The organism is Thiothrix sp. UBA5583 (assembly GCA_002425225.1).
Lineage (GTDB): Bacteria > Pseudomonadota > Gammaproteobacteria > Thiotrichales > Thiotrichaceae > Thiothrix > Thiothrix moscowensis.
This window is the reverse complement of the sequence record DILV01000032.1, coordinates 71,259-91,042: the sequence shown is the minus strand read 5'-3', so window position 1 is coordinate 91,042 and position 19,784 is coordinate 71,259. Positions and strand designations below refer to the sequence as shown.

At 55.0% G+C, this 19,784-nt stretch carries 19 protein-coding genes; 11 read left to right on the top strand and 8 right to left on the bottom strand.

Going from position 1 to position 19,784, the window contains the following annotated elements:
• Positions 1 to 65 precede the first annotated feature (65 nt).
• Together soxX and B2U47_RS14160 are read right to left on the bottom strand one after the other, a co-directional pair.
• On the bottom strand, positions 66 to 530 hold the full coding sequence (soxX, locus tag B2U47_RS14165; RefSeq protein ID WP_296675819.1) for a sulfur oxidation c-type cytochrome SoxX: 465 nt from the start codon (positions 528 to 530) through the stop codon (positions 66 to 68).
• Positions 531 to 811: 281 nt separating this feature from the next.
• Entirely contained in the window at positions 812 to 2,233 is a 1,422-nt protein-coding gene (locus B2U47_RS14160) for a M48 family metalloprotease (RefSeq protein WP_296675817.1), read from the bottom strand.
• A gap of 95 nt (positions 2,234 to 2,328) precedes the next feature.
• Between B2U47_RS14160 and B2U47_RS14155 the strand changes: the two genes are divergently transcribed.
• The 11 genes from B2U47_RS14155 (at position 2,329) to B2U47_RS14105 (ending at position 13,014) form a co-directional block, all read left to right on the top strand.
• A complete protein-coding gene (locus B2U47_RS14155) occupies positions 2,329 to 2,661 on the top strand; it encodes a rhodanese-like domain-containing protein (protein ID WP_296675815.1) in 333 nt (110 codons plus the stop codon).
• A 90-nt stretch (positions 2,662 to 2,751) separates the two neighbouring features.
• The gene (gene dsrE2, locus B2U47_RS14150; protein WP_296675812.1) at positions 2,752 to 3,213 is read left to right on the top strand and encodes a sulfur carrier protein DsrE2; all 462 of its coding nucleotides are present in this window, start codon (positions 2,752 to 2,754) and stop codon (positions 3,211 to 3,213) included.
• 73 nt (positions 3,214 to 3,286) lie between these two features.
• Positions 3,287 to 3,901: an NAD(P)H-dependent oxidoreductase gene (locus B2U47_RS14145; RefSeq protein ID WP_296675808.1), complete on the top strand. Its 615-nt coding sequence runs from the start codon at positions 3,287 to 3,289 to the stop codon at positions 3,899 to 3,901.
• A gap of 15 nt (positions 3,902 to 3,916) precedes the next feature.
• A complete protein-coding gene (locus B2U47_RS14140) occupies positions 3,917 to 4,780 on the top strand; it encodes a metallophosphoesterase (RefSeq protein WP_296675806.1) in 864 nt (287 codons plus the stop codon).
• Between the two features lie 213 nt (positions 4,781 to 4,993).
• Positions 4,994 to 5,434, top strand: a complete 441-nt coding sequence (locus B2U47_RS14135; protein WP_296675830.1) for a response regulator — start codon at positions 4,994 to 4,996, stop codon at positions 5,432 to 5,434.
• Between the two features lie 6 nt (positions 5,435 to 5,440).
• Positions 5,441 to 5,836, top strand: a complete 396-nt coding sequence (locus B2U47_RS14130) for a response regulator (protein ID WP_296675803.1) — start codon at positions 5,441 to 5,443, stop codon at positions 5,834 to 5,836.
• Positions 5,820 to 6,353 (top strand): chemotaxis protein CheW, encoded by a 534-nt coding sequence (locus B2U47_RS14125; protein WP_296675801.1) that lies wholly within the window; start codon positions 5,820 to 5,822, stop codon positions 6,351 to 6,353. The genes B2U47_RS14130 and B2U47_RS14125 overlap by 17 nt, the downstream gene beginning before the upstream one ends.
• Positions 6,350 to 7,477: a methyl-accepting chemotaxis protein gene (locus B2U47_RS14120; protein ID WP_296675799.1), complete on the top strand. Its 1,128-nt coding sequence runs from the start codon at positions 6,350 to 6,352 to the stop codon at positions 7,475 to 7,477. The genes B2U47_RS14125 and B2U47_RS14120 overlap by 4 nt, the downstream gene beginning before the upstream one ends.
• 34 nt (positions 7,478 to 7,511) lie before the next feature.
• Positions 7,512 to 9,308, top strand: coding sequence for a hypothetical protein (locus B2U47_RS14115; protein WP_296675796.1), 1,797 nt, complete (start codon positions 7,512 to 7,514; stop codon positions 9,306 to 9,308).
• A complete protein-coding gene (locus B2U47_RS14110) occupies positions 9,263 to 12,520 on the top strand; it encodes an Hpt domain-containing protein (protein WP_349675744.1) in 3,258 nt (1,085 codons plus the stop codon). The genes B2U47_RS14115 and B2U47_RS14110 overlap by 46 nt, the downstream gene beginning before the upstream one ends.
• Positions 12,517 to 13,014, top strand: a complete 498-nt coding sequence (locus tag B2U47_RS14105; RefSeq protein WP_296675794.1) for a chemotaxis protein CheW — start codon at positions 12,517 to 12,519, stop codon at positions 13,012 to 13,014. The genes B2U47_RS14110 and B2U47_RS14105 overlap by 4 nt, the downstream gene beginning before the upstream one ends.
• Here B2U47_RS14105 and B2U47_RS14100 read toward each other — a convergent pair.
• The 6 genes from B2U47_RS14100 to B2U47_RS14075 form a co-directional block, all read right to left on the bottom strand.
• Positions 13,000 to 13,488, bottom strand: coding sequence for a hypothetical protein (locus tag B2U47_RS14100; RefSeq protein ID WP_296675791.1), 489 nt, complete (start codon positions 13,486 to 13,488; stop codon positions 13,000 to 13,002). The genes B2U47_RS14105 and B2U47_RS14100 overlap by 15 nt on opposite strands.
• A complete protein-coding gene (locus B2U47_RS14095) occupies positions 13,481 to 14,314 on the bottom strand; it encodes a symmetrical bis(5'-nucleosyl)-tetraphosphatase (protein WP_296675789.1) in 834 nt (277 codons plus the stop codon). The genes B2U47_RS14100 and B2U47_RS14095 overlap by 8 nt, the downstream gene beginning before the upstream one ends.
• A gap of 65 nt (positions 14,315 to 14,379) precedes the next feature.
• Entirely contained in the window at positions 14,380 to 15,090 is a 711-nt protein-coding gene (locus B2U47_RS14090; protein WP_296675786.1) for a Bax inhibitor-1/YccA family protein, read from the bottom strand.
• A 47-nt stretch (positions 15,091 to 15,137) separates the two neighbouring features.
• Complete coding sequence (locus B2U47_RS14085) at positions 15,138 to 15,848, bottom strand: SPOR domain-containing protein (RefSeq protein WP_296675783.1); 711 nt, start codon at positions 15,846 to 15,848, stop codon at positions 15,138 to 15,140.
• Between the two features lie 112 nt (positions 15,849 to 15,960).
• A complete protein-coding gene (locus tag B2U47_RS14080) occupies positions 15,961 to 17,985 on the bottom strand; it encodes a primosomal protein N' (protein ID WP_296675781.1) in 2,025 nt (674 codons plus the stop codon).
• Between the two features lie 420 nt (positions 17,986 to 18,405).
• Positions 18,406 to 19,782 (bottom strand): NAD(P)(+) transhydrogenase (Re/Si-specific) subunit beta, encoded by a 1,377-nt coding sequence (locus B2U47_RS14075; RefSeq protein WP_296675778.1) that lies wholly within the window; start codon positions 19,780 to 19,782, stop codon positions 18,406 to 18,408.
• Positions 19,783 to 19,784 lie beyond the last annotated feature (2 nt).

The window sequence follows — 19,784 nt, the reverse complement described above, 5'->3', positions numbered from 1 at the left end:
CAAGGTGCCTTGCAAAAATGTTCTGCGTTTCATAGGTTCCTCTCTCCAGGTAATGCTGTATGGATTTACAGTGTTGAAATGAAGTCGACAACTTTGTCGATTTCTGCATCGGTCAACACGCCCATTGGCCCAAATGGAATCATGATGGTGTCGGGATTGGCAACACGGGCATCATAGATTTGAGCACGAAGTTTGGCTTTGTCCGGGAAGCGGGCAGCCATGCCAATCAGTGGCGGGCCGATGTTCCCTGGCAATTCACCACCTGCGATCATGTGGCAAGCGAGGCAATTGCCCAAGCTGCGATCAAACGCCAGTTCTTTACCGGTGAGTTCCTTTTTTTCTGCAGGTTTGGCTGCATCAGCCTTGGGGGCTGCGTCAGCTTTGGGAGCCGCATCAGCAGCTTTAGGTGCTGCATCGGCTTTGGCTGCATCTTTTTTCTCGTCTGCGGCAAAGGCCGACGGGATAGCAGCGCTCAACGTCAAGGCAGAGACTGCCACCGACATTGCCAGAATGCGAAAAAGTTTCCGCATGTTTACCTCCTCTCTCTCTAAACAAAAACGTCAGGACTATCTTGAACCGCTACTGGCAAAAGGATGGTGATGTAAGCTACCCCCCGTCCAAACCTTGAGATTTATCAATAGCCGGATTCGCAGCTTAACCGATTGTTTGAAGGGACGCAAAAAGTTTTAATAGAATCAATCATTTATTATTATTTAATAATATAATTACTTTCTAAATTGTGCGTTGCAAAAGAATGCATTGATATTCAAGGAGATTTTTGGAGAGTTGCTTCGCCGGTGTAAGGAGTAAATCAGCGCTTGTCCAACAATTTGCTGCGGTTTTCTGCCCGGTCTATGTCCAGCATCATGGCGTGCATCCGGGCTGCTGTCTGGGCGGGAACGCCGGGAATGCGGGTTGCTTGTTCCAGCAGAGCGCGAGCGTGTTTGTATTCACCCATACGGGTGCTGCGCTCGGCAGCAGAACGGTAGGCTTCCGCTGACTGTCCTGCCTGTTCGGCAACCCGCTGGCGGATTTCCAGAAACTCCAGACTGGTCTGTTCGACAAGTTGCACCCGATCCAGTAGTGACCATGCTTGCGCAGCTTTGCCATTAGCTAGCAGGGCTTCCGCCAGCACAGGCAGGACAGCTTCGCGCTGGGAACCGTTAGCCAGCGGCGTTAGCAGCTTTTCCGTGTCAGCATACCGGTGGCTCTGGTTGTAGGCTTGAGCGATTGCTAGCGTGACGGGCAGGTTGCCCGCAGGGTTGCCGAGGGTTTGCAGGGCTGCTTGCGGGTTGCCTTGCAACTGGCGGAGCGCCTGGGCATAGCGGGTCAGTTGCGGGTCGCCTTGAGCGTTGACGGGCGAGGCGGGTGCTGTCATTGCCCGCAGCTTTTCCCTGGCATAGACATAGGTTTCATTTTCGCGGGCAGCCCGTTTGCCCATCTGGCTGGCAAGATTGCGGGTATCGCTCAGACGGTCGATGCTGAGGGGGTGGGTGCGCAGGTAACGGCTAATGTCGCCGTACAGGTCATGGGTGCGCCGATCCAGTTTTTCCATGAAGGCAGGCATGGCTTGCGGATCGAAACCGGCTCCGGTGAGGATACGCAGCCCCACCCGGTCGGCTTCCGTTTCCATCTGGCGGCTGAAAGACAATTGCTGGTGGGCTTGCGCTGCCATTGTGCCGGTAATGATGGCTTTGGCAGCTTCCGGGCTGTTGCGGGCTGCGGCAGCGCCAGCAACTACCCCTAGTCCTGTCACCAGCGGGTTTAGTTCCTGATCGGACATCATGCGGGCGATATGCCGCTGCGAGACGTGGGCGATTTCATGGGCAATGACCGCTGCCAGCTCGCTTTCCGACTGGGTATTGAGAATCAGCCCGGAATGGATGGCAATGATGCCACCCGGCATGGCGTAGGCATTGATGTCCGGGTTCTTGACGATCAGAAAATGGAATTTGCCGTTATTGGGCGCGTGACGTGCCAGACGGTTGCCAAGGTTTTGCAGCCAGCTACTGAGTTCGGGGTCTTCCACTACCGGCTCGCTGCCGCGCAGTTTACGCACGGTTTCGACCCCTAGCAGGCTTTCTTCGGTACTGGTCAAGGATTTGCTGGCAGAACTACCCAGATCCGGAACATTCAGATCGGCGGCTTGTAAATCCAGTGTGGCAGCGTGCAACAGGGGGCTGCTACTGAGCAATGCAGCAACAAGGCAGGCGTTGGCGATGTTTGCGTTCATGGTGTGACTATAGCGGAAATCGCTGTACTTGACAGCAGTATGGTCATTATTAGAATATTAGTATATCTTGATATTTATTGGGTGTGGGAGTGCTTATGTTCGGAATTCGTGAAGTTGATGCTACTGGTTTGAAAAAAATGCTGGATTCAGGGGAGAAAGTTCGCCTGATTGATGTGCGTTCGGCATCTGAAGTTGCCCAGGGCATTATTGAAGGTTCCGAATTCATGCCGCTGCACACCTTGCCCCTACGCATGAATGACCTGCCCAAAGATGAAACCATCGTGTTTTATTGTCGCAGTGGGGCTCGTTCCGCGCAAGCCTGTATGTATCTCTCCCAGAATACCGGCATTGACGCCATCAACCTGCGCGGCGGCATTATTAGTTGGTATCAGTCAGGCATGAAGGTGGTCTTGCCAAACGCTGCCTAAATTAGAGAATTCTGTTATAGTGATACTGCATTTGAGAGAGGTGGGTTTTCACAGACCCGTAAATTGTAAATTTACCATGAGACACAAGGCATGAAAAAGCTGGCTATCATCGCAACCAAAGGTACTCTGGACTGGGGTTATCCCCCATTCATTCTGGCATCCACGGCTGCTGCACTCGGTTATGACGTACAGGTTTTTTTCACTTTCTACGGTCTGCAATTGCTGAAAAAAGACCTGAATCTGCAAGTTACGTCCCTTGGCAACCCTGGTATGCCGATGCCGATGCCCATGCCGGTTCTGTTGCAGGCGCTGCCTGGTATGCAGGGTATGATGACTGCCATGATGAAAAAGAAAATGGCGGACAAAGGCGTTGCTGACCTGAAGGAATTGCGTGAGCTATGCCAGGAGGCTGATGTCAAATTCATCGCTTGCCAGATGACAGTTGACCTGTTTGAAATGGAGCCAAAGGAATTCATCGACGGCGTTGAATACGCAGGTGCTGCGATGTTCTTCGAGTTCGCTGGCGAATCCGACATCTGCCTGTTTATCTAAGCCCAACAGGCTTATTGGACAAGCAGCAAAAAGCCGGGTATATCCCGGCTTTTTGCTGAAGGAAATGTCAATTATGAAAATCATGCTGATCAGTGGCAGCCACCGCGCCCATTCACAAAGCGACAAGGTGGCACAGGTCATTGCCCGTTCATTGCTTGATAATAATCAGGCAACCGCAACTGAGGTATTCTCGCTGGCAGGCAACCCGCTACCCTTGTGGGATGAGGGGATCTGGCAGGGTGAGGCCAAATGGCAGACATTGCTCAACCCCTTGTCGGAAAAACTGGCGGAAAGTGACGGTTTCGTGATTATTTCCCCCGAATGGCACGGGCAGGTTCCGGCAGGGCTGAAAAATTTTTTCCTGCTGTGGGGAGCCGATGAGCTGGCGCACAAGCCTGCCCTGATTGTCACGGTGTCTTCCTCGGATGGTGGCGCCTATCCGGTGGCAGAATTGCGAATGAGCAGTTACAAAAACAATCGTATCTGTTATATCCCTGAACATATCATTGTGCGCAATGTCGAATCTGTCCTGAATGAGGACGCAAACAAGAACAAGCCGGAAGCGGATGCTTACTTCCGTGACCGTATCATCTATGCAGGGGGAATCCTGTGTGCGTATGCTGCGGCACTCAAGGGGGTGCGTGAATCCGGTATTACCCGGACGGAGGTTTTCCGTTTTGGCATGTAACCTGAGGCTGCAACCATGTTGAAGACAGCGACGAAGACCCCGCAACGGGTGCTTAACCGGATTGGGCGCTTGAACTATTTCCACGACGACCGTCATGCTGACCGGACTAATGAAATCCGCTGGCTGGTGGAGGAATTCGTCGATATTCCGGTGAAAAACCTGCCCCCAGCACTGGAGGGGTTTACCATCGTGCAGCTTACCGACATGCATTTGCGGCCTTATACCCAGGTGGAGCACATTCAGCGGGCAGTGGAAAAAACTAATGCCCTCAAGCCTGATCTGGTGGTGTTGACCGGGGATTATGTCTGGCATGATGAGCAGGACATCCTCGATCTTGTGCCGGTACTGGCGGGTTTGGATGCCCGTTACGGTGTGTTTGCGGTAATGGGCAACCACGACATCAAGACTGACCCGGTGTTGATTGAGGAAACGTTTGTGCGGCACGGCATTCCGGTGTTGCGCAACGAGGGGCTGGACATCCAGCACGGCAATGGCGTATTCCATCTGGCGGGTATTGATGATGGCTGGCTGGGGCAGCCGGACATCAAGACTACGCTGGATCGTTTGCGTGGCAACAAACCGGTGGTGCTGCTGGCACACGAGCCGGATATGATCGACTGGTATGCGGCTGACAGCCGTATTTCCCTGCAACTCTCCGGGCATACCCACGGCGGGCAAGTGCAGATCAAACCGGGCAAGCCGTTTATCCGCCCATTTTTGGGGCGAAAATATGTGCAGGGTTTGTACCGTGTGAATGAATCCTGGGTGTATACCAGCCGGGGGATTGGTTCGACCGGATTGCCTATCCGCCGCAACTGCGCCCCGGAAATCACTCATGTGACCCTAGTGGCAGGGGATCTCTATCCGTTGGTGGCGTGACGTTTGTCAGAAAGGTTTTTGGATATGTTTGCCATTTCAGTAAACTGCCAATAATGAATAAAAAAGTGTTATAGGGGGCTTTGTCACTGCTTCCACACCTTTTGTAGGCACAGGCTTGCCGGGGGTTGCCGGTTAGTCTGAAATAATTAAAAAAACAACGAGCTATTACGTGTGAATACGCCTGATACCCAAACTAAAGCGCCTGAGCGCGACCTGACTGGCCTGAAAGTCGTTGTCGTGGATGACAGCAAGACCATCCTGCGCACTGCTGAAACCTTGCTGAGCGAGCAGGGTTGCTGGGTAGTGACCGCCAGCGATGGTTTTGAGTCTCTGGCGAAAATCGCTTCCTTCAAGCCCGATGTCATCTTTGTCGACATCATGATGCCCCGCCTGGATGGCTATCAAACCTGTGCCCTCATCAAAGCCAATCGTCAGTACCGTGACATTCCGGTCATCATGCTGTCCAGCAAGGATAGTATCTTTGACATGGCACGCGGGCGGCTGGCTGGTTCTGACAAATATCTAACCAAACCATTTACCAAACAGGATTTGCTGGGAGCCATTTATACCCATGTGGAACTGGGTGGTACGGGTGCAGAACCTTTGCCCCAGTCTCAGCCGAAAGTGGAAACCGTGGTACAGCCAGAGAGGTAATGTGCCATGGCGCTACCACATGTGCTGATTATTGATGACTCCTTGGCAGAAACCCGTATTTTCAGCGCCCTGCTGGAAAAAAGCGGTTATCAGGTCAGTGTGGCCTGCAATGGTCAAGAAGGTATTCAGGTCGCCAAGGCTCGCCAGCCGGATGTCATCCTGATGGATGTAGTGATGCCGCTGGTCAATGGTTTTCAGGCAACCCGTGAGCTGACCCGTACACCTGAAACGGCACATATTCCGATCATTGTCTGTACTTCCAAATCCGCAGAAACGGATCGTCTGTGGGCCATGCGGCAGGGAGCCAAAGCCTATCTGGTCAAGCCGGTAGCACCGAAAGTGTTGCTGGATACCTTGGCTCAGTTTGTCCGCAAGGCAGGTTTTCATGACAAGCCCGTATGAGTTACTGGCAGGGCTGGCTTTGCTGCGTGAGAAAAAGCGCCGCTTTCGCCAACGTGATGAGCTGGAATTGCAGGAGTGGTCTGGTTTCCGGGTACAGATTGGTGGTCTGGTTTGTCTGATTCCTTGCGAGCAGGTTGATGAAGTGATTACGCCGACTGCTGTGGCAGGGGTGCGTGGTGTTGTTCCGTGGGTGCGGGGTGTGGCGTATTTCCGGGCGCAACTGGTGACGCTGGTGGATCTGGCGGGTCTGTTGCTGGGAGAGTTCAAGACACCAACTGCATCTTCCCGTGCGTTTGTCATGAAGGGCAAACAGGAGTGGTTTGGTCTACAGGTCAATGTGTTTGAAGGTGTACATCACATTTGGTCGGATACGCCCGAAGTGGCAGCGCCTGAAAACAGTTCCAGCCTCTGGTTGTGTTACGTGCGCCAGTGGCTGGCACTGGAAGGGGAAACCGTGGCAGTGCTGGATGCAGGCAAACTGGTGGCGGCTCTGGAAAGCCGGGAGGTGCTGGCATGAGTCTGTTTGTATGGCAATTGCTGGCAGGGTTGTTGCTGGTGGCAGCACTGATACTGGGTGGGTTGCTGGTACGTTTGCAACAACAGGTCAGACGGCAAAGTGCCGGTGATGCCCGCCAGCAGCAACAGGCTATCCTGCGTCTGCTGGATGAAATGAGTTCGTTGGCGGATGGCGATCTGACTATGCGAGCCACTGTGACGGAAGATGTGACCGGAGCGATTGCCGATGCGGTCAATTACGCGGTGGATGCCTTGCGGGCGTTGGTCATCCGTATGGACTCGACCTCCAACCGTCTGACCCGTTTTGCCCAGGATGCGGATGAGCGGGTCAACCAGTTGGCAGATTCCAGTGCACGGCAAACACAGGAAATCGGTGTTGCCAGCTCGGCGATTGCGACCATGACCCAATCTATCCAGAAGGTGTCGCGCAATGCTTCCAGTTCAGCCGAAGTTGCCCGCAAATCGTTGGAAATTGCCCAAGCAGGGGCACGCACGGTACGTGCCACTATTGATGACATGGGGGCGATCCGTGAGCAGATACAGGCAACTTCCAAGCGCCTCAAGCGTTTGGGGGAAAGTTCGCAGGAAGTGGGAGACATCGTGCGCCTGATGAATGACATTGCCGAGCAGACCAATATTCTGGCGCTGAATGCATCCATCCAGACCACCGCCAGCAATGCTGCGGGGGGCAACAGCGGTTTCCGGCGGCTGGCGGACGAAATGCAGCAACTGGCGCAACAGGCAGCCGGTGCTTCACGCAAGATTGATGTGCTGATCCGAACCATGCAGGCAGACACCCATGAGGTAATGGCTTCCATGGAGGAAACCACTGCCAAGGTGGTGGATGGGGCACGCAATGCCGGTGCTGCCGGTGAGGCGCTGGATGAAGTGGAAAACGTCACGGTGGGGCTTGCCCGACTGATTGGCAACATTTCAGATGCGGCTGGCAAACAGGCTGACATGGCGGAACGGGTGAGTGGGACAATGGGAAAAATACAGGAAACGACCCGCCAGGCCGCCCAATACAGTCAGGAAACCCGCACGCTGGTGACAAACCTGAATGCTACGGCGACAGATTTGCGTCAGTCGATTGCCGGTTTCAATCTGGCAGAAGAAAAAAAATAACGACAGGTGAAATATGATTTCGGATAAATCAAGTTTGGCAAGCCGTCTCGGCTGGATCATGAACGATGCGGAACAATCCATCGAGAAGGCTCGACAGTTGTTTGCTGAGTACAGCCAGTCGAATGATGGCAGTGCGCTCAGTGGATGCCGGGAAGCCTGTCGTCTGATCTGGGGTGTGCTGGATGTACTCGGGGCTGACGGGGCCAGTATGCTCGGGCGTGAAATCGTGCTGCTGCTGGACGCCCTGATCCAGCACAAAGTCGAAAACCTCAAGGCCGCGCAAGAGGCGGTTGCTGAAGGTTTGTTGCAATTGTCCGAGTACCTCAAACATTTGCAAGATGGTTATGCCGACCTGCCGGTGGTGGTATTGCCTACCCTGAACAACCTGCGGGCGGCGCGTGATGCCGAATTGCTGTCTGAACACCTGGTATTCCTGCCGGAAGACGGGCATGTGGGCAACGAGCAGATCGGCACGGAAGAATTCGTCGATCTGGCAACCGAGCGTTTGCAGCAAGTCAGCACCAAGCTGCGTTTCTATTTCCAGAAAGCCCTGCTGGGCTGGTTCCGCAACGAACAACCGCAACGCATGTTGCAAGCTGCCAGCAAGGTGGCAGGCAACATGGTGGTACTGAATGTTTCCAGTCGTTTGCGTGCCTTGTGGTGGATTACTTCAGCGCTGTCGGAAGCACTGGAACAGGGGCGGCTGGAACACAGTGTCGCCGTCAAGATGCTGATGGGGCGCATGGAGCGTGAAATCCGCCGTTTTGGTGAAATGGGTGAAACGCACTATAACGAAACCGTGCCTGACGAACTGTTCAAAAATTTGTTGTATTACATCGGTCTGGCAGAATCCGGCGCGGCAGTGACGGATCGGGTCAAGGCTGCTTACAACCTGGATTTGTACCTGCCACGTGGCGAAACCCTGGTGGAACTGCGTCAGCATTACACCATGCCAGGGCGGGACTTGTGGCACGCTGTAGCCAACTCCGTGATCGACGAATTGCAGGGTTTGCAGGGTACGCTGGAAGGGATGCAGGATGAGGAGCAGCAGCCGGAGTTGCTGGGCAAACTGGCAGACAAGACCTCCCGTCTTGCCAGCACCCTGAGCATGATCGGTCTGGGGCACGCCAGTGAACTGACCCGCCAGTTGGGTGAGGAGTTGCTGGACAAGTCTGCCCTCCATCAGCCGCAGGGTCTGGATGAGCTGCTGCGCATCAGTACCCACTACGTCAGACTGGAAAAGGTTTTGCGCGAGTATGCCCAGACCGGCTATGACACGACGGATGCCGTGTTCAGCGGGGAAGGCGAGAATCAGGATCCTTCTACTGCCCGCAGCCTGATGCGAACAACCCAGGCGGAACTGAACAAGGCTCAGGCACGCATGGTGGCATTCTGCAAGGATGAGGGAGCCTTCTATTATCTCGATGAAGTCGTGGCAGCGCTGGACAACATCAGTGGGGCGCTCAACATCCTTGGCGCAGAGGAATTGCAGCCGATGGTGGATACTGCCTTGCGTTACCTGCGGGAAGACTTGCTGGTCAAGCAGCGTCGACCCTCAGATCAGGAACTGGCGATATTCGCTGACATCCTGACCCTGCTGGAAGCTGCCATTTCTGCCCGCCAACATGATGAGGACTATTTGTCACTGCTGCCGACCGGTTATGACAAGCTACGGGAGCTGGATCAGCAAAGCGAGCTGAACCTGCTGGAAGGTGTGGATCTGAACAGCCGGATGCAGGATGTTGAAGCAAAAAAAAAAGCACAACAGCTTACAGCGACGACGCTATTCCGGCGGATGCGCAACCAGAGCCTGCAACCGCAGCCTGCCTGAGCGAACCAGCCGATTCCCCGGCAGTACTGCCAGCTACCAGACTGCGTGAGACGCTGGGGGATGAAATCTTTGAAATCTTTACCGAAGAAGTTGCCGAGATTATCCAGACGCTGGGTGATCTCTTCCCGCAATGGAACAAGGATCGTCACGACCACGGCCTGCTGGTCGAAATCCGCCGTGGCTTCCACACCCTCAAGGGCAGCGGACGCATGGCGGGGGCATTTGCGCTGGGTGATTTCGCTTGGGCGCATGAAAGCCTGCTGAATCAGGTGTTGTCCGGGCAGTTGCCAGCCAATGATCGGGTAGCCTCCCAGGTACACAACGCCATTCAGGAACTGGCAGCCAGACAGGTGTTTTTTCAGACCGCAGAGGAAAAAGATGCGGGTGTGGAAACGATGGTGGCAGTCGCCGAAGCTATCATGGCAGGCGAAGACGAGCAAACGCCGGTATTCCAGGCTGCCTTACCGCCCAAGCCAACAGTCGCCATTACCAGTAAGATCATCGCCCCTGATGGTTGGTTGGTGGATGATGCTGCTGACAGCGAAGAGGAGGTGCTGGACTTTTCCAGTCCAGTTCCATCGGCCGTTATTGAGCCAGAACCCGAACCAGAACCATTCTTTTTACAGGTTACTGACAGCGTGGAACTGGAAGTCGAAATGCCGGACGCAGTGGACATGGACGAGGCTGAGGAAGCCGATGCCGATACCCTGCTGGTCTGGCAACTGTTTTGGGAAGAAGTCCCCGACCAGCTCGCTTCCCTTGACCAGAACTTGCAACGTTTGCGGGAAGACCCGAGCGATCACGAATCCATCCGCGCACTGGAACGTGAATTCCATACCCTCAAAGGCGGCGCACGTATGGCACAGGTTACGCCATTGGCGGATGTCAGCCATGAAGCCGAAAACCTGTTAAACCGTCTGGCAGCGGGTAGTGGCATTGATCCATCCGTGCTGGAAACCCTGCAAACCGCCATTGACAACCTGCACTCACTGGCAGAGACCTGTCAGAAACAGGGTATCGTCAAACAGCTTGATTCCTTGCCTGCCCAACCACCAGTCATGACCGATTCTTTGGTTTGCCTGACTGACGTGCCGATAGCAGGGGGGCAAGTACCGGAGAAATCAGCCACCCCAGTTGCTGAAGCCACAGAACCCGCAATAGCAGAATCCGTTGCCGAGACGGATTCTAGGGAAAAACTGCGTGGTGAACAGGGCGAATTCAGCAGCCTGCTGGAGCGAATGCTGGCAGAACAGGCTAACAGCCTGCCCGACATCAGCGTGCTGGGTATGCCGGTCAAGGCAGAAGTGGCGAGTGTGGTAGTGGATGATAGCAAGGCTGCCAGTCACGAAACCATCCGCTTGCCTGCGGCCTTTGTGGATCGCCTGATTGACCGGGCAGTGGGGCTGAATGTCCAGCAAATCCGCATGTCGGAATATTTCAACGGCATGGGGGGTGATGTGGCAGAACTGGGGCGTACCGTCGCCCGCTTGCGCCAGCAAATTCGGGCGCTGGAACTGGAATCCGAAGCACAGATTCATGACGGGCGTCATTCCCGCACAGCTTCTCGTGCGACGGCAGACGGTTTCGACCCGCTGGAAATGGATCAGTACGCCGAAATCCAGCGTATTTCCCGGTCACTGGCAGAGAGCCTCAACGATCTGGTCAATCTGGAAGCCGACCTCAACGGGCAGTTGCACAAGGGCGAACAGCTTTTGCAGGAAGACATGCGTACTACTCGCCAGATCCAGCAGGATTTGTTGGAAACCCGTCTGGTGGCACTGACCGTGCTGGTTCCGCGCTTGCGCCGCCTGACCCGTCAGACGGCTACCGAACTGGGCAAGCAGGTCACGCTGGAAGTACAGGGTGAGGAATGCGAACTTGACCGCAACCTGTTGCAGAATATGACGGCTCCGCTGGAACACCTGATCCGCAATGCACTTGCCCACGGTATTGAAATGCCTGCCGAGCGCGAACGGTTAGGCAAGCCACCTGCCGGACGTATCATGCTCAGTGTTAGCCGTGATGATGCCGAAATCGTCATCCGTTTCCGCGATGATGGCAAGGGGTTGGATCGCCAGCAACTTCGCCGACGCGGGCTGGAACTGGGCTTTGTACAGCCGGGGCAAATGTTGCCGGATAGTGAAATTGACCGCTTGATCCTGCGTACCGGTTTCACCACTGCCGCCAGTGTCAGCCAGATTGCCGGGCGTGGAGTGGGCATGGATGTGGTGTATTCCGAACTCAAAGCATTGGGCGGTAGCCTGCAAATCGAGTCTGAAACAGGGAAAGGGCTGGAATTCATCATGCGCTTGCCGTTTACCCTGATGGTCAACCCGGTGTTGCTGGCAGAGGTGCAAGGTCAGGTGTTTGCCTTGCCCATCGGCGGCATTCAGGGTTTGGCACGCTTGTCAGGGGCGGACATCCAACGGGCACTGGACGCAGGTAGCACGCAACTGGAATTTGCCGGGCAGCCTTACCGGCTCTGCCAGTTGGCAGAACAGCTCGGTGCAGGCGGGGTGATTACGTATGTGCCGGATGAAATGTATCCGGTGGTCTTCATCAACCTGCAAGAGCAGGCGATTGCCTGGGTGATTGAGCATGTGCAGGGGCGGCGCGAAGTGGTGTTACAACCTCTGGGTGTGTTGTTCAAGGAATGCCGTCTGTATTCGGCAGCAACGGTGGCGCCGGATGGCAGCGTGTTCCTCGTGCCGGACATGACGGAGCTGGCGCGGCGTGTTATGCAGACTGATGCAGCGGAAACCATAGCGTTTGCTGAAGAGGCGGATGTTGCAATGGTGGAAGAGTTTTCCGGCCCGCCCCGTATTCTGGTGGTGGATGATTCGGTCACGGTGCGGCGGGTGACAGAGAAATTCCTCAATGCACGGGAATACGTGGTGGCAACCGCCAAGGACGGGATGGAAGCCCTGGAGCGGGTCGGCGAGTTCCTGCCGGATGCCGTATTGCTGGACATCGAAATGCCGCGCATGGATGGCTTCGAGTTGTTGGGGCATCTACGGCGTGATCCGCAATGGCGCAATTTGCCGGTGGTGATGATCAGTTCCCGCACCGCACCGAAACACCGTGAACATGCCTTGTCGCTGGGGGCTACCCGCTTCCTTGGCAAGCCTTACCAGAATGAAATCCTGCTGGATACGCTGCAAGGCGTGTTGGCAAGCGGACACATCAACCCCGAGGAGTTAGTGCCAGCATGAGTACCCAACCGTTGCCTGCCGTCAAAAGCCTGATTGTGCGTTTGCACAAGGGCAGCTTGATCCTACCGCTGAACCTGATGGCAGAACTGGTGAAAGGTGATGCGTTAAGCCCGTCCGCCCACCCCGGTATCGAGGGCTGGTTGCAATGGCGTAACCGGCAGATTCCAGTGGTGTCGCTGGAATCCCTGTGTATGCAGGAAGAGCCGGGCGAAGCCGAAGAAGGGCGTTGTCTCATCCTGCATACCGTGTCTGCCGTGCCGGGTTTGCCGTTTCTGGCCTTGCGGGTGCAGGGCAACCTGAACACACTCGACATCCTGCCGGATACCCTGCGTGATGACCACAGTGGCAATGTGCAGCGTTGCCCTTATGTGGCAAGGCAGGTACGGGCTTCCCATCTGCTATGTTTCATTCCTGACCTGCCTGCGATTGAGGCGGTGCTGGCCGAAATCCTGCAACTGAGCGGTGAGCAGACGGTTACTTCAGACGAGGATTAGCGCGAGCAACAGCATCAAGGCCAGACTGACCAACAGGGCGGTGTTGACGCTGTTGCGCTGCCCGAATTTGTCCAGAAACACGGCTCTTTCTGCCACGTTGCGCATCATTTCCATGCGCGTCTGGACATTGAGGGTTTCAGGCTTCTCAAAGGTGGCATGACCGCCCTTGAGGTTGATCAGTGGAACCAGCATGTTGATGTTGAGGTGTGCCTGGATGGCGTCCTGCATGGGGGCATCGTAATTGACAATCCACGGTGGAGCGTATTCGAAGGCTTCCTGGATGAAACTTTCGCGGAGCTTGTCCTGACTGTCCTTGAGGATCTGGCGGTTGCAGATCAGGGCTTCTTCCAGATCAGCCAATGGCATCATCGGCATCGGTGCTGAGCTATGCACGTAATAGTCACGTCCCCTGACGGTGACTTTTATCGTACCGGCATAATTACCCGGCATGGGATTTTGATTGTTATCAGCCATATTCTGTACATTCTACGGTGATGAGAGTTGGATTATTGGTATCTATTCTGATTGCGCTGAGCTGACCGCCCCAAACACAGCCCGTATCCAGCGCAATGACCTTGTTGCCAGCATAATACCCCAGTGTTGACCAATGTCCAAACAGGATGGTCATGCCAAGTGCATGTTTTGTTGGATAATTGAACCAGGGAATAAGTTTCCGGTTTTTGTCATTTTTTCCGGCGTAAGTATCGGGGTGTTGTTTGGCTTCAAACTCCAGACTGCCATCCGGGCGACAGTAGCGCATCCGGGTAAAGGCATTGAGGATATAACGGTGGCGCTCAAAGAGGGGGAGGTGGCTATTCCATACATCCGGCAAATCGCCATACACTTGCGCTAGCCAGACGGCGCGGGCAGGGCTGGCAAGCATTTGTTCTACCTCACGGGCGCAGGTTTCGGCGGTGTGCATATCCCATTGTGGGGGAATTCCGGCATGGCTGATGGCGTAGCCTAGTTGCTGGTCGGTATGCAGGATGGGGCGTTGTGCCACCCATTCAATCAGTTCGGCGTAATCGGGGGCTTCTACCAGTGCCTTGAGGCTTTTGTGCGGTTTGCGCAAGTCGTGGAAAGCGGCTATCAGGCTGATGTCATGATTGCCCAGTACGCAAATGGCAGCTTTGCCCAGCGAACGCATGAAGCGCAAGGTTTCCAGCGAATGCTTGCCCCGATTGACCAGATCGCCTGCAAACCAGAGGGTATCCTCAGCGGGGTCGAAACGGAGTTTTTCCAGCAGGCGCAGCAGTGGCTCGTAACAGCCTTGCAGGTCGCCGATTGCGTAAGTTGCCATGTTGTTTCCTGCCAAATAAAAAGGCGCCCGATTGGGCGCCTGTCGAAAGGGTGTTTGCGTCAGAATTAGTCCTGGCCCGTCAGACTCATCAGGAATTGCAGAATATACCAGAACAGCAGGCCAACGCTGGAGAACAGTGACAGGGAAGCTGCCACGTGTTGTTCAGTGTGGTATTCGTGAATGATGTTGGAAGTGCTGTACAACACTGCCGCAGCCGCGAACACGATCATAATGCCGGAGAAAACCAACCCCAGTGTGAAGCCGAAGATGATGCTGGCAACAATCACGCCTAGGGCAATCAAGCCACCAATGTTCAGGACTGGCCCGAGGAATGAAAAGTTTTTGCGGGTGGTGAAAGCCGTAAACGTGATGCCAGCTACCAGCATCAGGGTCAGCAGGGCAGCATGGCTCAGCACGTCAGGCGCATGGTTCAGGGCAATGTAAATCAGCGGCATGAAGACGATGGCTTCCGCCAGCACGAACAGCCCCAACCCAGCATATTGCATTTCCTTGGAAATGGCGGAGTGCGCCCACTTGTCGGCGATATAGGATACGCCCATGAACATTCCCATCACGACCAGCCACATCCATTTGCTGCCTTGTAAAAGGTGAACAAAGGATTCGGCGATGCCGGACTGGATCAGGGCAGCTTCGACTCCGACAAAAGCGAGAATTGCCCCACCCAGATGTAGGTAGGTACGACGGATAAAGCCAGCGCGTTCACTTTCGCTGGCGTTGGCAACGACGTTGCCGGAAGCGATGTCTAGTTGTGCCATGTGATGTTACTCCTTGTTGCGCGGTTGCAGCAGATTTTTGTGCATTGTTACATACGGATGGGCAGGGCGCTAATTCCCATGCCAGAAAGGGTTTGTTGCCATTTCTGGAGCATTTCCGGGCTGGTGGCAGGGCCAATACGTACCCGGAACCAGGTTTCACCGTTGACCAGACCGGGTTCTATCCGGGTGTTGAGGCCGTTCTTTTTCAGGCGATTTTGCAGTGCGGCTGCCTGTTCCTGGGTTTTGTAAGCCCCTAACTGAAAGCCGTTGGCATTGCCCAGTTTGCTGACAGGTTGTTCGGGTTTTTTCTGGGCATCGGCTGTGGTTTTCGCTTGCTCCGCAGGTGTTTGTGCCGGTTTTTCCTCTTTTTTGGTCGTTGGCTTTGCTTCTGCTTTGGCTTGGGCTGCCTGTTCTTCCTGCACGGCTATCGGGATGCCCACTTCCAGTTGTGGCAACACAGCATGGTAGCTGAAGCCGGGGGAAGTATTGCGGGAGGTGGTGTCAGCGGGTACATCACGCATGGCAGGTGTCGTGTCGGTGGTTGTGCCGCCGGTTTGTGTCGGGTTGACAGATGCATACTGGGTGGTGTTGGCGATAGTCTGCGCTTGTGCTGTATTGCCGCCGTCATCTTTGCTGGCGAGTACATACATGAGCAAACCCGCTACCAGACCCATGGCGATACCGCCCAACATCCAGCTTGCACCATACTGCCCCATACCGCTGTCGGCAACAGCTTGCTGTTTGAAATCTTTGGTCATGGTTATGATTCCGAATCGGTAATTCAGCAAAATTATAGTAAAAATCACTAAAGATTTGAACTATTAATGACTTATAGTGCAAATTTTCAGTAAAGTCTACGATTGCGTCCGGTTAAGTCAAGTCAACCGGATCTATATCAATCGACCAGCGGACACTCGATCGTCCCGGTAGTTTGTTTTCATGAGCCAGCAACTGCCGCAAGGCATTATGCAGGGTGGCACGCTGCTTGCCGCCGACTAGCAATTGCGCCCGGTAACGGTTGGCTTTTTTTTCCAGTGGGGCTGGAATGGGGCCGAGCCGTTGCAGGTTATTGTCGCTATTGGCTAGCAGATGACTGATATGATCCAGCAATTTTAGCGCTTTTTCCATAGTGCCAGCACTGGCACGGATCAGGGCATGATAACCATACGGCGGAAAATGCCAGCGTTTGCGTTCTTCCAGCAACTGGCGGGCGAACGGAGTGTAGCCATGCCCAACCAGTTGGTGCAACAGGGGGTGCTCCGGCTGGCTGGTTTGCAGGATAACCTGTCCCGGTTTGTCTGCCCGCCCGGCTCTTCCGGCAACCTGTACCAGTAGTTGCCCCAGCTTTTCCAAGGCGCGGTAATCGTTACTGAGTAGGGAGTGGTCAATATCCAGAATGATCACTAGGGTCAGGTTGGGAAAATCATGTCCCTTTGCCAGCATTTGTGTGCCAACCAGCACCAAAGGTTCATTGCTGCGCACGGTGGCGAGCTTGTCTGCCAGTTCCCCCTTGCGGCTGGTGCTGTCACGGTCGATACGTACCACCGGGAAATGGGGGAACAGCGTTTGCAGTGCCAGCTCCACCCGTTCCGTCCCTTGTCCCTGGGTAGTCAGCTTGGGATTGTGGCAGGAAGGGCACTGGCTTGGGGTGGCTTGTTCCGCCCCACAGTGGTGACAAACCAGCCGGTTGCGGCGGGCGTGCCAGGTCATGTTGACGCTGCAATGCTGGCAACTGGCTTGCCAGCCGCAGGATGGGCAGAACAGGGCTGGGGCGAAACCACGCCGGTTGAGAAATACCATGACCTGTTCACTACGTGCCAGGGTGGTGCGGATGGCTTGCAGGCTGGGTGGGGATAGCCCTGCATCCAGTGTGAACGGTCGGCTGTCCTGGATTTGCAGGCCGGGTGGGCGTGCAGCACCAGGGCGTTGTTTTAGTAGGGTATGGTGGTAACGACCTGTTTGCACGTTATACAGCGATTCCAGCGAGGGTGTTGCTGTCCCCAACAAGATCGGAATATTCAGCATCTGCGCCCGTTTTACAGCCAGATCACGCCCGTGGTAGCGGAAGCCTTCCTGTTGTTTGAGTGAGCTATCGTGTTCCTCATCAACAATGATCAGGCCAAGCTGCGGTGCTGGGGTAAACACGGCAGAGCGTGTGCCGATGATGATGCGGGCTTTGCCATTGCGGGCTTCCAGCCAGGCTTGCAAGCGCTCCCCGTCACTCAGGGCGGAATGCAGGCACACGATGTAGGTATCAGCGAAAAACTGCTGGAAACGTGCCAGCAACTGTGGGGTGAGGCCGATTTCCGGCACGATTACTAGCACCTGTTTACCATCTGCCAGCAAGGGGGCAATCAGGCGCAGGTAGATTTCTGTCTTGCCGCTGCCGGTAATGCCGTGCAGCAACACCGGGCGCGGGGTGTCTACTCGTTGCCATTGCTGGATGGTTTGCAGGCAGTGTTGCTGTTCCATGGTCAAGGCGAGCGACGATGGTGGCGGTGTCTGTGCCACGACAGGTGTGGCAGCCAGCCGTTTTTGCATCCGTTTGGACAGCGGTTTGCTGCTACGCAGGGCAACGGGCAGGGCGGAAAACAGCACTTCACCAATGGGGTGTTGATAATAGCGTGCTGCCCACTCCAGCAGTTCCAGCCAGTGGGCATCCGGCAAAGGTGTGGTGTCGAGAATTTCACCGACTGGTTTCAGCGCGAAGGTGTGTTCGGTATCCGTAGCCAGGGCTTCAACCGCCAGCACCAGCCCTACACATGTTTGTTTGCCCAGTGGTACGCTTACCCGTGCGCCTACCATAGGCATTTGTCCCTCGTTCAGGGCGTAGGTCAATGTGGTGCGCAAAGGGCGGGGGACGGCGACGTGTATGATGTGTGATTGCTGGCTCATAGGGGAAGTTTAACGGAATTGCAAGCCCGGCGGTGATCGAGTTTAAGTCCCTTTATTGAGACAAAACGTGCGAAATGGAGACAACTGCTTGTTTCTGGTAGAGGTTATGGGGTTATGCACAAAAGCTGTGGATAACTCTGTGGAAGAACTGCGGAAATCATCCTGAAAGCCTTGTGGGATAAGCCTGTTTTCATATTGACTAAAAAATATACATGCTAAAATATATCTTTATTTTCAAATGGATAAGTGTTTTTGAAAAAAATTTATTGATGATGTTGAGCCGTTTATGAACGGATGATGAATATGTGGACAACTTGCGAAAAAGCCCGGATGAACCGGGCTTTTTTACTGATTGTCAAGACTTGATGTTCAGACTGGGTGCAGTTTTTTGACCATATTGTGGAAACAAGGCGAAGCCCCTTACAGTTCCTTCATGTTCGCAATCAACGCATTCGCCACCGCCTGACCGTCGCCATACAGCATCCGGCAGTTGTCGGCAAAGAACAGGTGGTTCTCAATCCCGGAGAAACCAGCGCCTTGCCCACGCTTGACCACAATCACGTTCTTGGCGTAATCCGCGTTCAGAATTGGCATCCCGTAAATCGGGCTATTGGGGTCGGTACGTGCTACCGGGTTTACCACGTCATTCGCACCGATCACCAGCGCGACATCGGCGGTGGCAAATTCCTCGTTGATCTCGTCAAGGTCGTAGATGATGTCATACGGCACACCCGCTTCCGCCAGCAACACGTTCATGTGCCCCGGCATCCGCCCTGCCACCGGATGGATGGCGAATTTGACCGTCACGCCACGTTCCTGCAACTGTTTGACCATTTCCCAGATCTTGTGCTGCGCTTGCGCTACTGCCATGCCATAACCGGGGATGATGATCACCTTTTCAGCGAATGCCATCATGATGGCAGCATCCGGGGCTTCGATGGCCTTCATGCTGCCGGTCACTTCCTGCGCTTCGCCGCTGGTTTCACCGAAATTGCTGAACAGCACGTTGGAAATCGGGCGGTTCATCGCTTTCGCCATCAGTTGCGTCAGCAGCGTACCGGCGGAACCGACCACGATACCGGCAATCATCATCGCCGGGTTATCCAGCACGAAACCTTCAAAACCGACCGCGAGGCCAGTGAAGGCGTTGTACAGCGAAATCACCACCGGCATGTCAGCGCCACCGATTGGCAGCGTCATCATCACGCCAAACGCCAGTGCCAGCGCGAAGAACAGGAACAGCGTGAACATGCCGTAATCCGTGCTGCTGGTGGTAATGCCGAACGCCATCCATACCAAGGTGACGAACACGGCTGCGTTATAGCGCTGCTGGTGCTTGAAGCGGATTGCGCCGCGCAATTGCTTGATACCCTGCAACTTGCCGAACGCAATCAGCGAGCCGGAGAAAGCCACCGCGCCAATCAGCGCCCCGAACACCGCCATCAGTTGCACGGTAAAGCTCATTGGGTGTTGCTTGATCAGTTCCACCGCCGCAATCGCTGCCGCCGCGCCGCCGCCCATACCGTTGTAGAGCGCAATCATCTGCGGCATGTCGGTCATGGCGACTTCCTTGCCGGTTTTCCACGCCAGCCCGCCACCGACGGCGATACCGACGATGATCAGCAGGTAGTTGCTGTTGATGTGCGGGTGGGCAAAGGTAAACAGGGTTGCCAGCACCATGCCCACGCCCGCCCAGATAATGCCGCGCCGAGCCGTGACGGGCGAGGACATCTGCTTGAGGCCGAGGATGAACAGGATGGCTGCCGCAAAGTAGGCAATTTCCACAAACAGATTCATGG

What these genes read in the sequence shown, in the direction of transcription:
- soxX (WP_296675819.1), bottom strand. Translation starts at nt 530, where the DNA reads ATGCGGAAACTTTTTCGCATTCTGGCAATGTCGGTGGCAGTCTCTGCC.
- B2U47_RS14160 (WP_296675817.1), bottom strand. Translation starts at nt 2,233, where the DNA reads ATGAACGCAAACATCGCCAACGCCTGCCTTGTTGCTGCATTGCTCAGT.
- B2U47_RS14155 (WP_296675815.1), top strand. Translation starts at nt 2,329, where the DNA reads ATGTTCGGAATTCGTGAAGTTGATGCTACTGGTTTGAAAAAAATGCTG.
- dsrE2 (WP_296675812.1), top strand. Translation starts at nt 2,752, where the DNA reads ATGAAAAAGCTGGCTATCATCGCAACCAAAGGTACTCTGGACTGGGGT.
- B2U47_RS14145 (WP_296675808.1), top strand. Translation starts at nt 3,287, where the DNA reads ATGAAAATCATGCTGATCAGTGGCAGCCACCGCGCCCATTCACAAAGC.
- B2U47_RS14140 (WP_296675806.1), top strand. Translation starts at nt 3,917, where the DNA reads ATGTTGAAGACAGCGACGAAGACCCCGCAACGGGTGCTTAACCGGATT.
- B2U47_RS14130 (WP_296675803.1), top strand. Translation starts at nt 5,441, where the DNA reads ATGGCGCTACCACATGTGCTGATTATTGATGACTCCTTGGCAGAAACC.
- B2U47_RS14125 (WP_296675801.1), top strand. Translation starts at nt 5,820, where the DNA reads ATGACAAGCCCGTATGAGTTACTGGCAGGGCTGGCTTTGCTGCGTGAG.
- B2U47_RS14120 (WP_296675799.1), top strand. Translation starts at nt 6,350, where the DNA reads ATGAGTCTGTTTGTATGGCAATTGCTGGCAGGGTTGTTGCTGGTGGCA.
- B2U47_RS14105 (WP_296675794.1), top strand. Translation starts at nt 12,517, where the DNA reads ATGAGTACCCAACCGTTGCCTGCCGTCAAAAGCCTGATTGTGCGTTTG.
- B2U47_RS14100 (WP_296675791.1), bottom strand. Translation starts at nt 13,488, where the DNA reads ATGGCTGATAACAATCAAAATCCCATGCCGGGTAATTATGCCGGTACG.
- B2U47_RS14095 (WP_296675789.1), bottom strand. Translation starts at nt 14,314, where the DNA reads ATGGCAACTTACGCAATCGGCGACCTGCAAGGCTGTTACGAGCCACTG.
- B2U47_RS14090 (WP_296675786.1), bottom strand. Translation starts at nt 15,090, where the DNA reads ATGGCACAACTAGACATCGCTTCCGGCAACGTCGTTGCCAACGCCAGC.
- B2U47_RS14085 (WP_296675783.1), bottom strand. Translation starts at nt 15,848, where the DNA reads ATGACCAAAGATTTCAAACAGCAAGCTGTTGCCGACAGCGGTATGGGG.
- B2U47_RS14080 (WP_296675781.1), bottom strand. Translation starts at nt 17,985, where the DNA reads ATGAGCCAGCAATCACACATCATACACGTCGCCGTCCCCCGCCCTTTG.
- B2U47_RS14075 (WP_296675778.1), bottom strand. Translation starts at nt 19,782, where the DNA reads ATGAATCTGTTTGTGGAAATTGCCTACTTTGCGGCAGCCATCCTGTTC.